General features: G+C 58.6%; 8 protein-coding genes and 2 pseudogenes. 4 read left to right on the forward strand and 6 right to left on the reverse strand.

What is annotated here, in order from left to right; genetic code table 11:
• Window positions 1-367: 367 nt before the first annotated feature.
• A complete protein-coding gene (locus AC1DIS_RS28845; protein WP_225609187.1) occupies window positions 368-2,728 on the forward strand; it encodes an autotransporter outer membrane beta-barrel domain-containing protein in 2,361 nt (786 codons plus the stop codon).
• A 120-nt stretch (window positions 2,729-2,848) separates the two neighbouring features.
• On the opposite strand, the pseudogene AC1DIS_RS28850 reads toward AC1DIS_RS28845, so the two are convergent.
• The 6 genes and pseudogenes from AC1DIS_RS28850 to AC1DIS_RS28875 form a co-directional block, all read right to left on the reverse strand.
• Window positions 2,849-3,040, reverse strand: a pseudogene (locus AC1DIS_RS28850) (transposase); the annotation flags it as partial.
• Between the two features lie 2 nt (window positions 3,041-3,042).
• Window positions 3,043-3,309 (reverse strand): annotated as a pseudogene (locus tag AC1DIS_RS28855) (transposase); the annotation flags it as partial.
• Between the two features lie 137 nt (window positions 3,310-3,446).
• On the reverse strand, window positions 3,447-3,896 hold the full coding sequence (locus AC1DIS_RS28860) for a hypothetical protein (RefSeq protein ID WP_086944331.1): 450 nt from the start codon (window positions 3,894-3,896) through the stop codon (window positions 3,447-3,449).
• Window positions 3,897-4,096: 200 nt separating this feature from the next.
• Complete coding sequence (locus tag AC1DIS_RS28865; RefSeq protein WP_019649642.1) at window positions 4,097-4,738, reverse strand: DUF1345 domain-containing protein; 642 nt, start codon at window positions 4,736-4,738, stop codon at window positions 4,097-4,099.
• Window positions 4,739-4,898: 160 nt separating this feature from the next.
• Window positions 4,899-7,997, reverse strand: a complete 3,099-nt coding sequence (locus AC1DIS_RS28870; RefSeq protein ID WP_477781256.1) for a multidrug efflux RND transporter permease subunit — start codon at window positions 7,995-7,997, stop codon at window positions 4,899-4,901.
• A 14-nt stretch (window positions 7,998-8,011) separates the two neighbouring features.
• On the reverse strand, window positions 8,012-9,169 hold the full coding sequence (locus AC1DIS_RS28875) for an efflux RND transporter periplasmic adaptor subunit (RefSeq protein ID WP_477781257.1): 1,158 nt from the start codon (window positions 9,167-9,169) through the stop codon (window positions 8,012-8,014).
• A gap of 251 nt (window positions 9,170-9,420) precedes the next feature.
• Here AC1DIS_RS28875 and AC1DIS_RS28880 point away from each other — a divergent pair, with 251 nt between their 5' ends.
• The 3 genes from AC1DIS_RS28880 to AC1DIS_RS28890 form a co-directional block, all read left to right on the forward strand.
• The gene (locus tag AC1DIS_RS28880; protein ID WP_018929113.1) at window positions 9,421-10,122 is read left to right on the forward strand and encodes a response regulator; all 702 of its coding nucleotides are present in this window, start codon (window positions 9,421-9,423) and stop codon (window positions 10,120-10,122) included.
• Window positions 10,123-10,125: 3 nt separating this feature from the next.
• On the forward strand, window positions 10,126-11,427 hold the full coding sequence (locus AC1DIS_RS28885) for an ATP-binding protein (RefSeq protein WP_477743133.1): 1,302 nt from the start codon (window positions 10,126-10,128) through the stop codon (window positions 11,425-11,427).
• Between the two features lie 234 nt (window positions 11,428-11,661).
• A partial coding sequence (locus AC1DIS_RS28890) for a hypothetical protein (RefSeq protein ID WP_477781258.1) occupies window positions 11,662-12,329 on the forward strand: 668 nt, incomplete at its 3' end.

The raw sequence follows: 12,329 nt of genomic DNA on the forward strand, positions 1-12,329 counted from the left end.
GGTGTATTGCGAGCAGAACCGTCCTTGATAACGGATCAGCAGCGCTTCGAATGAAACTTCCCAGGATAAGGGCGACAGCAATTGTCGTCCTCATCCAAGGAGGTGAAGTCAGATACGTACGAGCTTACGACGCAAGGGGATAAATCGTACAAAGACGGAGATTGATCCTACATATCCCCGGGAAAGTTATCCGTAGTCTGGCGACCGTTTTAGTCCGGCTCGCACACCGTTTGAGTCGGAAACTCGTTCCTGATGGAATGCAATCGAGTAGGACTTAACTATGTTGCCAAAGTCGCAATTTCCTTTTTTGAAAACATCGATCAGCTTCTGGGTGGCAACCCTGATGCCTCTTCTGATGAATTCATCGATGACTCAGGCTGCCACTGTTCCGGCGGGCACCACTCAAGCCATCGACGCCACGACACCCCTGCAAACCTGGCAGCTTCAAAGCAACGCTACGTTGAACGCCACCAATGCCACAACACTGCAGATGACCAGTGCTGCTGGTGGTGTGTTCAACTTGACTGGCTCAAACGTCAGCGCCGCAACGGGTTCAGGTATTTCCCTGACCAACGCCAGCGCCAACCTGGACAACTCGAGCGTCAACAGTGCCACCGGCATCGGCATCTCTGCGGTACGAAACGTCGCCAGCGTCGGTGGTTCGAATGTGACATTGCGCAATGGGTCTGTCGTTCGAGGTTTGCAAGGAGGTATCGCGGGCAACCGGTTCAGCGTCCTCAATCTGCGAAATTCCACTGTTGAAGGGACTGGCGCCACCAGTTTCGGGATTCGGATGCTGGAGGGTTCACTGTCGGCCACCGGAAGTACGATCACCGGCGGCCTCAATGGCGTGACGGTGGGCACCGACACGCAAGTATCGACTGTCATTCCAACCACCATCGTTCTGGACGCTACCCGTGTCGAAGGCAAGACAGGGTCGGCGTTAGTGGTCGGCATCAACGCGCCGAACTTTCCGACCGTGGCCAACATCGAAGTGCGTAATGGCTCGAGCCTGGTCTCAGGCAACAATACGTTGCTGGAAGTCAGGCGAGGCGCCTCGGCTGGTTTCCTTGTGGATAACAGCGCATTGACCGGTAATGTAACGGTGGCTTCCGGCAGTTCCGCCAACGTCACGCTGCAGAACAATGCATCGTTGACCGGGGACCTGCAAAACGTCACGACCGCCGTGTTAAATAATCAGGCACGTATGACCGGTAACGTGCTGGGTGCTTCAAGTGTCGCGCTTGATAATGGTTCGACACTGAGCGGTAACCTGGACAATGTCGCCAGCGTGTCCATCAACAACCAGAGCATCATGACCGGCAACGTCAACGCTGCGACGGGCAGTGCTTCTGGCTTGACACTGGATAACGGGGCGAGCCTGACGGGGCAAGTGAACAACGTCGCCAATTTCGCCATCAGTAATCAGGCGCTCTGGCAGATGACCGGCAGCCAGTCGGTGAACAACCTGACACTCAGCAATGGCGGCGGAGTCCGATTAGGCACTAATCAGGAATATTTTCAACTGAACGTGGCCAACCTGGCGGGCAACGGTACATTCAGGATGAGTACCGATTTCAACCAGGGCATCAGTGATTTGTTGAATATCACTGCAAGCGCTGCCGGCGATCATCAGTTGCTGGTTCGCAGTTCGGGTTTCGATCCGGTCAATGATGCTTCGATCAAGGTGGTGCAGAGCGTTGCTTCAAACGCGCAATACGGCCTCGTCAACAACCAGGTCGATGTCGGGGCGTTCACTTATAGACTGGTGAAGGACGGGAATGACTGGTACTTGCAGCCCGACAAGGAAGTCGTCAGCACACCGACCCGCTCGATATTGGCGATTACCGGCACGACGCCTGCGGTGACCTACGGCGAAATGGCTCTATTGAACAACCGGATGGGCGATCTACGTGTCAATGGCGGGCAAACCGGCGGATGGGTCCGGTCTTTCGGCAGTCGGTACAGCATCGGCAACAATGCCTACGGGAACGGCTATAGCCAGCGCCAGTACGGGTTGTCGATGGGGGTCGATACCCCGGTGGAGATCGCGGGCGAGCGCGTGTTGCTGGGTGTGTTTGCCGGTTACAGCAAATCCGATCTCGATCTGAGCCGTGGCAGCTCCGGTGAAATCGGCAGTACATCCCTCGGCGTTTATGGCACCTGGCTGGGTGATAGTGGCTATTACCTGGATACGGTGGCCAAGCTCAATCACTTCCGCAATGAAGCCAATGTGGCACTGAGCGATAACACCAAAACCAAAGGCAACTACAACAATCTGGGGGCCAGTGCATCGGTCGAGTTCGGCAAGCGCATCGACTTCAAGGACGGCTATTACGCAGAGGTGTTCACTCAATGGCAGGCAGCCTCCGTGCAAGGCAAGGACTTCAGTCTGGACAATGGCCTGAAGGTCGACGCCGACACCACACGTTCCATGCTCGGCAAGGCGGGTGTAACGCTGGGACGTGGCATGAAGCTGTCTGACGGCAGCGTCCTGCAACCTCATGTGCGTGTTGCTGGCGTTCATGAGTTCGTGAAGACCAATGAGGTGCGCGTCAATAACAATAAATTCAACAATGATTTGTCCGGCAGCCGGTTGGAGGTTGCCGCCGGAGCATCCTGGACCCTCAATGACCGCTGGCAGCTACACGCGGAACTGGATACCAGCAAGGGCGATGGCGTTACCAAGGACTTTGGCGTGAACATGGGGGCGCATTACAAGTTCTGACGCGAATGAAAAAGGGAAGCGCGGCAGACCGTGTGAAAACGCAGTCTGCCGCGGTTTAAAGCAAATGCCCCGACTTGTCGGGGCATTTGCTTTTCTGAAATCTGAAAAATAAAGGGCCTCTCAGCCCATCAACGCCATCAGCTTTTGTGCTCCCAGCACCTTGATCGCCCTTTTCAGGTTGTAGGCTTGTACCGCCAATGCCAATTCGGCTCGGGCGCCTTTCAGCTGTCTCAGCAAGAACCGGCCATTGCCAAATAGCCATTGCTTGAGATTGCCGAAAGGGTGTTCGACGATGGATCGCCGGCTAACCATCAATTGCGCTGACACTCGGCCTCGAGCCGTCGCGAGGAGCGAATACGCTGAAAATAACCGTACAGATAGAGTTTGAGCAGATCGGCAGGATCGTATGAAGGACGTCCGGTGGCCTTGGGTCTGGCTTTGTCGAAACCCAGTTGCTCAAAGTCCAGAAGCGAAACATAGGCTTCGATGACGCGAACCAGATGGTCATCGGGAATAAGTTCGTCCAGCGACACTGGAAACAGTGCGGTCTGGGCGTGGTTTTTACCTTGGATATAGCGCATAAGAAAAATGCCCGTATCTTGCGATACGGGCATTTTCTTTAACCGGCCAGCAGATTGCTAGGTTTTCACACGGTCTGCGCTGGCTTCCCTTTTTTTGACTGTGTGTCCCGTCCTGAATAAGGTTTACACAGCGGTTATCATTTCAAAACTTGAAGATCGCCATCGAGCTGAAATGTAGTTCCGTCGGCATTCTCTACGCTCACCTTGAACTTGGCTTTGACGTTAGCGCTGCCGACAGCCGGTTCGATTTCGATTTCGCCTGAAATGGCTTCACTTACCACGGTGTCGTCTTTAAAGCTGAGTGCCACATCGGGACTGCTTTTGATCGCATGTTTGCCCACCGGGTAGTCCTTGGGGAGGATGATGATAATTTCACGTGCCGGATAGCTTTTGGCTTTAGTATTCGAAGCGGGTCGATCGATGGCCGTAATCTGTACGGCATCAAGTTGTTGAACGCCGACTTTTACCTGGTCTATCAGTCGGGAAGTGGCAATGAAATCCTCGATGGGTGTACCAGTGTTGGCGAAAGCCTTCGCAGTAACATAGTTACCTGGGGCAAAGCTGATTTGTTTGATTACAGCGTTCATGAATAGGATCTCCGTTCACTAAAAGGAAGTATCCAAAGGCCGTCCGACCCTAACTCTGGATGCACCATGGAAGCGTTTTCCTGACGGGTTGTAAACTGTCAAACCYGACAGGTTACAGCTGTCAAAATCTGTGAATGGATGGCCTCAGCATGCAGGCACAAAACGCTGGTATCCAGGCTGAACAGAGCAGGGGGCGGTCGTCAGCTGAACAAACCGGCGGCAATGTTGATGGAAAACCCCAATATCGCCGTGTTGAACACAAACCCGATCAACGATTGCGCTAGCACGATCTTGCGCAATTCCCGCGTGGCGACGCCGACATCCGCGGTCTGCACCGCCACGCCGATGGTGAACGAGAAGTACAGGAAGTCCCAGTAATTGGGGGTTGTCAGCCCTTCGGCAAATCGCAGCGCAGGTTCCTTGCCTTCCCAGGTGTAATACAACCGGGCGTAATGCACGCTGAAGATCACCCCGATCAACAGCCACGAGCCGATCACGGTCATCCCGGTAAAGCCGTAGTGCAACAGCCGGTGATAGGTGTCCAGATCTTTGCTGCCTGCTAGTTGGAGGGTGATGGCGGCGAGGCTGGCCAGTGCAGCCATGCTCACGGTGAACAGCACCAGCCCGGCGTTTTCGTCCTCGACTTCGGCGATGCGTTTCACGTCGTCGGCTTTGGAACGCATGGTCAGCCAGATGATCAGGGCCAGATACGTCCAGACCCCGGCATTCCAGCCGATGAGGATTTTGCCGAGGATCGAGTCGGCCGGAGCCAGAATGCCTGCCGCGACGCCAAGGGTGGCGGCGGCGGACAGGCGAGGGTGGGTGCGGGCGAGGAAGGGCATGGAGACTCACTTTGATGGTGCGTTCCAGCACCATAGCGCACGCGACGTCGCTTTTGTAGGAGCTGCCGAAGGCTCGGGCCGCGTTCGGACGGTCTTTTGATCTTGATCTTTAAAAGCAAAGTCAAAAGATCGCAGCCTGCGGCAGCTCCTACAGGTGGAGTCAGTGGGGTTTGGCGGATTTGCGCACCCACTTCATCACCACCACAAAAAACACCGGTACAAACACCACCGCCAATGTCGCCGTGATCATCCCGCCGATCACCCCGGTGCCGATCGCCTGCTGGCTTGCGGAACTGGCCCCGGTAGCAATCGCCAACGGCACCACCCCAAGAATGAACGCCAGCGATGTCATCACAATCGGCCGCAACCGCAGGCGCGCCGCTTGCAGCGTGGCATCGATCAGGTCATGACCTTCGTCATACAGGCTTTTGGCGAACTCSAYGATCAGGATYGCGTTCTTCGCCGACAGGCCAATGATGGTGATCAGCCCGACCTTGAAGAACACGTCGTTGGGCATCCCGCGCAGGGTCACAGCCAGGACCGCGCCGAGCACACCCAGCGGCACCACCAGCAGCACCGAGGTCGGAATCGACCAACTCTCATACAGCGCCGCCAGGCACAGGAACACGATCAGCAGCGACAGACCGAGCAGCATCGGCGCCTGACTACCGGACAAGCGTTCCTGCAACGACAACCCGGTCCATTCCTGCCCCAACCCCGCCGGGCCTTGCGCCACCAGCCGTTCGATTTCCGCCATGGCTTCGCCAGTGCTGTAACCGGGCGCCGGTTCGCCGGAAATGCTAATGGCCGGGTAGCCGTTGTATCGAGTCAATTGCGCCGGGCCCTGGGTCCAGTTGGCCCGGACGAAGGCCGACAGTGGCACCATTTTTTCAGCGTTGTTGCGCACGTGAATCTTCAGCAGATCGGCGACCTGGCTGCGTTGATCGCCTTCAGCCTGGACCACCACTCGCTGCATTCGCCCTTGGTTGGGAAAGTCGTTGATGTAGGCTGATCCGACCGCCGTGGTCAGCACATTGCCAATGTCGGCAAAGGATATACCCAGGGCATTGGCCTGTTTGCGGTCGACTTCCAGCTGAACCTGTGGCGCTTCGGCCAGGGCGCTTTCGCGCACATTCATCAGGATCGGGCTCTTCTCGGCGGCCGCCAGCAACTGGCTACGCGCCTGCATCAGCGTGGCATGGCCGAGGCCGCCACGGTCCTGCAAGCGGAACTCGAAACCGCTGGAGGTGCCGAGACCGTCAACCGGCGGCGGCAGCACCGAGAAAGCCATGGCATCCTTGATCTGGCTCAGCGCGATGTTGGCGCGATCGGCGATGGAACTCGCCGAGTCGTCGCTGCCCCGATCCGACCAGTCCTTGAGCGTGGTGAACGCCAGCGCAGCGTTCTGCCCGCTACCGGAAAAACTGAAGCCGAGAATCACTGTGCTGTCGCCGACGCCCGGTTCGGTGGCGTTGTGTGCTTCGATCTGCTCCACCACATTTATTGTGCGATTCTTGCTCGCGCCCGGTGGCAGTTGGATGTCGGTGATGGTGTAGCCCTGGTCTTCCACCGGCAGGAACGAGGAGGGCAGACGACTGAAACACAGTCCCAGGCCGACTAGCAGCACGCCATAAATCAACAGGTAACGACCGGTGCGTTTCAACGCATAGGCGACCCAGCCCTGATAACGCTCGGTCAATTGTTCGAAGCGCCGGTTGAACCAGCCAAAGAATCCGGCTTTTTCGTGATGCTCGCCTTTGGCAATCGGCTTCAACAGCGTCGCACACAACGCCGGGGTCAACGTCAGGGCGAGGAATGCCGAGAACAGGATCGACGTGGCCATCGACAGCGAGAACTGTTGGTAAATCACCCCGACCGAGCCCTGCATGAACGCCATCGGAATGAATACCGCCACCAGCACCAGGGTGATGCCGATGATCGCGCCGGTGATCTGCTTCATCGCCTTGCGCGTCGCTTCCTTGGGCGACAGGCCTTCGGTGGCCATGATTCGTTCGACGTTCTCCACCACCACAATCGCGTCGTCCACCAGGATGCCGATGGCCAGCACCATGCCGAACATGGTCAGCACGTTGATCGAGAAGCCCAGCGCGAGCATGGTCGCAAACGTGCCCATCAACGCCACCGGCACCACCAGCGTCGGGATCAGCGTGTAGCGGATGTTCTGCAGGAACAGGAACATCACCGCAAACACCAGCACCATCGCCTCGCCGAGGGTGTAAACCACTTTGGTGATCGAGACTTTGACGAAGGGCGAGGTGTCGTACGGGATCTTGTATTCGACACCGGCCGGGAAATAGCGCGCCAATTCATCCATCTTCGCCCGCACCAGCGTTGCGGTGCTCAGGGCATTGGCCCCCGGTGACAGTTGCACACTGACGGCGGTGGACGGTTTGCCGTTCAGGCGTGTGGAGAACTGATATTCCTGGCTGCCGATCTCGACCCGCGCTACATCACGGATGCGCACGTTGGAGCCGTCAGGATTGGCCTTGAGCACGATGTCGGCGAATTCTTCAGGTGTCGACAACTGGCCTTTGACCAGAACGGTCGCGGTGATTTCCTGAGTGGTACGGGTCGGCAAGTCGCCGATGCTGCCCGCGGAAACCTGAGCGTTCTGCGCGACGATAGCGGCGTTGACGTCAGCCGGAGTCAGGTTGAAGCCGATCAGCTTCTGCGGGTCGATCCAGATCCGCATCGCCCGCTCGGCGCCGTACAACTGGGCCTTGCCGACGCCGTCCAGACGCTTGATCTCGTTCATCACGTTGCGCGCCAGGTAATCGCTGAGCGCCACGTCATCGAGCTTGCCGTCGCTGGAGGTGAGGGTGATCAGCAACAGGAAACCGGCGGAGACTTTCTCCACCTGCAAACCTTGCTGGGTGACCGCCTGAGGCAGGCGCGACTCAACCGCTTTGAGGCGGTTTTGCACATCGACCTGGGCCATTTCCGGATTGGTGCCCGGCTGGAACGTCGCGGTGATGGTGGCGCTGCCGAGGCTGCTCTGGGATTCGAAGTACAGCAGATGGTCGGCGCCGTTGAGTTCTCCCTCGATCAGGCTGACCACGCTTTCGTCCACGGTCTGCGCCGAAGCGCCGGGGTAGGTGGCGTAGATTTCGACTTTCGGCGGCGCAACGTTCGGGTATTGCGCCACGGGTAACTGCCCAATGGCCAACGCACCGGCCAGCAGGATGAACAGGGCAACCACCCAGGCGAACACCGGGCGATCGATAAAGAACTGCGGCATAAAAAGCGTCCTGCTTACTGGCCAGAAACCTGGGCAAGTGGAAGAGGGGTGTTGTCGATCTGGACTTTCTCACCGGGGCGCGCGTGTTGCAGGCCTTCAGTGACGATGCGGTCACCGGGCTTGAGGCCGCGGGTGACGATCCAGCGATCGTTCTGCACCGGGCCCAGCTCTACCGGTTGCTGGCCGACCCGCTGTTCGGCGTCGAGCAATAGCACTTGGGCGACACCGGCGCTGTCACGCTGAATGGCCCGTTGCGGCACGCTGATGCCTTGCTGATTGAACGCTTGCTCCAGACGTACGCGAACGAAGCTGCCCGGCAGCAAGTCGAGGTCCGGGTTGGGGAACTCGCTGCGCAGAATGATCTGACCGGTGCCCGGGTCGACGGTGATGTCGGTGAACAACAACTTGCCGGGCAACGGATAAAGGCTGCCGTCGTCCTGGATCAGCGTGGCTTTGGCCTGGCCTTGGCCCACTTCCTTTAACTGGCCAGAGCGGAAGGCCCGGCGCAGATCGTTGAGTTCACGGGTCGATTGGGTCAGGTCGGCGTGGATCGGGYTCAACTGCTGAATCAGCGCCAGCGGCGTGGTTTCGTTCTGCCCCACCAGCGCGCCTTCAGTCACCAGCGCGCGGCCGATGCGCCCGGAAATCGGCGCGGTGACGGTGGCATAACCGAGGTTCAATTTCGCCCGCTCCACCGCGGCTTTGTTGGCGGCGACATCGGCGGCGGTCTGCCGGGCATTGGCTCGGGCATTGTCGTAATCCTGAGCGCTGATGGCGTTGCCTTCGATCAATTGGGCGTAACGCTGCTCCTGCAATCTGGCCTGGAACGCGTTGGCTTCGGCCTTGCGCAGCGCGGCTTCGGCGCTGTCCAGGTCGGCCTTGAAGGGGGCCGGGTCGATACGGAACAGAACGTCGCCTTTATTCACGTCGCTGCCTTCGCGGAAGACCCGCTGTAACACCACGCCGGCAACCCGGGCACGCACTTCGGCAATCCGTGGCGCGGCAATCCGCCCGCTCAAGTCGCTGCTGATTGACAGAGGACGAGCTTCGACGGTTTCGATGCGCACCGTGGCCAGCGGTGCCGATTCTTCGGCGGTCGAAGACTGGTCACAAGCGCTCAGCGTCAACGCCAGGGCAATCAGGCTGAGCGTGGCAAGCAGGTTCTTTGACATGGAAATACCCCAATAATGACTACCCGCATCCTACGGGGAGTCGATGAGGGTAGCGGTGAAGCTTTGTTGGTGCTGTGTGAAATTGTGTAAGGGTTTTGCTCGCGTATGCGTGAGGGCGTATATCCTTCGCAGCTTGAAACTTTTTGCGACGGTCAGGCCGCCTTCGCGGGCAAGCCTCGCTCCTACAGTAGGAGCGAGGCTTGCCCGCGAAGAGGCCCTGAAGCTCGCCACAGCACTTTCTGGAAACACCCATGCCCAACATCCTCCTGGTCGAAGACGACACCGCGCTCTCGGAACTGATTGCCAGCTACCTGGAACGCAACGGTTATTCCGTCAGCGTGATCAGCCGCGGCGATCATGTACGCGAACGCGCGCGGGTCAGTCCGCCGGACCTGGTGATTCTCGATCTGATGCTGCCGGGGCTCGACGGCTTGCAGGTCTGCCGCTTGCTGCGGGCCGATTCGGCGACGTTGCCGATCCTGATGCTCACCGCCCGTGACGACAGCCACGATCAGGTGCTGGGCCTGGAAATGGGCGCAGACGACTACGTCACCAAACCTTGCGAGCCCCGTGTGTTACTGGCTCGCGTACGCACGCTGTTGCGTCGCAGCAGCCTCAGCGAACCACAGACCGCTAATGACCGCATTCTCATGGGCAACCTGTGCATCGACCTGTCCGAGCGCACTGTGACCTGGCGTGGGCAACTGGTCGAGCTGTCCAGCGGCGAATACAACTTGCTGGTGGTGCTGGCCCGGCATGCCGGCGAGGTGCTGAGCCGTGACCAGATTCTGCAACGCCTGCGCGGTATCGAATTCAACGGTACCGACCGCTCGGTGGACGTGGCCATCTCCAAACTGCGACGCAAGTTCGACGACCACGCCGGCGAGGCGCGCAAGATCAAGACCGTGTGGGGCAAGGGCTACCTGTTCAGCCGCTCCGAGTGGGAATGCTGAACCATGTTCAGAATCCTGTTTCGTCTGTACCTGGTGACCATCGTTTCGTTCAGCGCGGCGATCTACCTGGTGCCGGACCTGGTGATCAAGGTCTTCCATGAGCGTTTTGTGACCTACAACCTCGATTACTCCCGAGGTTTGCAAACGCTGATCGTCAAACAGTTTCGTACGGTGCCTGTCGAGCAGTGGCCGGCGCTGGCGGCGGAGATGGACAAGGAGTTCCAGCCGCTGCACATCATTTTGACCCGCAACGACGATACCGAATTTACCCTGGATGAGCGCGAACGCTTGCAGCGCGGGGAGAACGTGGTACGCATCGGCGACTGGGGCTGGCGCACCCTGGCGGTGACACCGTTGAACGAGCAGATGGTGGTGGAGATGGTCGTGCCACCGGACCCCACGGATGTCAGTTGGTTGTACTGGAGCATCAACGTGCTGATCGGTGCGACGATGCTGGCCTGCCTGTTGTTGTGGCTGCACCCGCACTGGCGCGACCTGGAACGTCTGAAAAGCACCGCCGAACGCTTCGGCAAGGGCCACCTGAGCGAGCGCACGCAGATTTCCCCCAGCTCCAACATCGGCAGCCTGGCCAACGTGTTCGACACCATGGCCGGCGACATCGAAAACCTGCTCAACCAGCAGCGCGACTTGCTCAACGCCGTGTCCCACGAATTGCGCACGCCGTTGACGCGGCTGGATTTCGGCCTGGCCCTGGCGCTGTCCGACGACTTGCCGTCCACCAGCCGGGAACGCCTGCAAGGCCTGGTCGCGCACATTCGCGAACTGGATGAGCTGGTGCTGGAGCTGCTGTCCTACAGCCGATTGCAAAACCCGGCTCGGCTGCCGGATCAGGTCGAGGTGTCGCTGGATGAATTCATCGACAGTATTTTGGGCAGCGTCGATGAAGAGCTTGAGTCACCGGAAATCGTCATTGATGTGCTGCTGCACGGTCAGCTCGAACGCTTCTCGCTGGATCCGAGATTGACCGCTCGGGCGATCCAGAACCTGCTGCGCAACGCCATGCGCTATTGCGAGAAACGGATTCAGATTGGTGTGCAGGTGTGCGCCAAAGGCTGTGAGATCTGGGTGGATGACGATGGCATTGGCATTCCCGATGAAGAGCGGGAGCGGATCTTTGAGCCGTTCTATCGGCTGGATCGCAGTCGGGATCGCGCCACAGGCGGGTTTGGCCTGGGGCTGGCAATCAGCCGCCGAGCACTGGAAGCGCAGGGCGGCACGCTGACCGCGCAGGCATCACCATTGGGCGGCGCACGGTTCCGTTTGTGGCTGCCCACCTCGGCCTGACGCATTCGTTGTAGCAGCTGCCGAGCCTGCGAGGCTGCGTTCGAGTGCGCAGCACTCGTAGAACCAGCCTAATTGGTACGGCAGAAAGACTGCCGAAGCTCCAGCTGACAGACGGTAGCGATAATCAGTCCCTACCTGTCAGATATGACAGTAGCCAAGCCTCCGGCCTTAGCGCTCTCATATAAATGAAGCCTCTCTGCACCTGGAGCGGTGTCACTGACAGGAAGCGCTGCGATGACCGACATTCACCTGCTGACCCTTTACGCCCCACGAATTCCAGGCTGGAAAGATACCGTACCTGCCCCGATCAATGCTCATGGAGGGATTCCGCTGGCGCTGACCTACCTTTACCCTGAAGGGGTGAAAGTCTTTGTTGACGGCTATCTGGAGCAGGAAGTCGGTGACAACATCGACCTCTATCTCAACGGCGTTGTAGTGTCGGTCGCTATCGTCGAGTCACTGACCGACAAACGCTTCATTCTGTATTTGCCGGTAAAAGCGCTGTTCGACGGGCTCAATGAAATCTACTACAGCATCCGGCGCGGCTCGGAAAACATTGACTCGTCGACGACGTTGCGAGCCTGGTTTCACAAGCGACGGCCAGGTCTTAAAGATCTCGAAGGTAATCACGAGTCGCACTCTGAACTGGGGATCAATGTATTGCCGCCACAGGTGGTGGACGACGGTGTATACCCTGAGCAAGCCCGGCAAGGTGTGATCTGCACGGCCTTCTATCCCCTGACCCGAGCGTTCGACAAGATCCGCGTAAGATGCGGCGGCGAGTCGATTGAGCATGAGGTTTCAGAGGATGAGGCGAAGTCCGGCGAGCCCGTGGAGATCTTGATCGACGAAGCAGTGTTCAAAAAGATTGGTGACCCACCCAAGTGTGTCGTGACCTATAC

The organism is Pseudomonas sp. 05N433, assembly GCF_056396925.1.

Excerpts from the sequence above, each read along its gene's own strand:
- AC1DIS_RS28865 (WP_019649642.1), bottom strand. The coding sequence starts at position 4,738 with ATGCCCTTCCTCGCCCGCACCCACCCTCGCCTGTCCGCCGCCGCCACC.
- AC1DIS_RS28885 (WP_477743133.1), top strand. The coding sequence starts at position 10,126 with ATGTTCAGAATCCTGTTTCGTCTGTACCTGGTGACCATCGTTTCGTTC.
- AC1DIS_RS28880 (WP_018929113.1), top strand. The coding sequence starts at position 9,421 with ATGCCCAACATCCTCCTGGTCGAAGACGACACCGCGCTCTCGGAACTG.
- AC1DIS_RS28860 (WP_086944331.1), bottom strand. The coding sequence starts at position 3,896 with ATGAACGCTGTAATCAAACAAATCAGCTTTGCCCCAGGTAACTATGTT.
- AC1DIS_RS28845 (WP_225609187.1), top strand. The coding sequence starts at position 368 with ATGACTCAGGCTGCCACTGTTCCGGCGGGCACCACTCAAGCCATCGAC.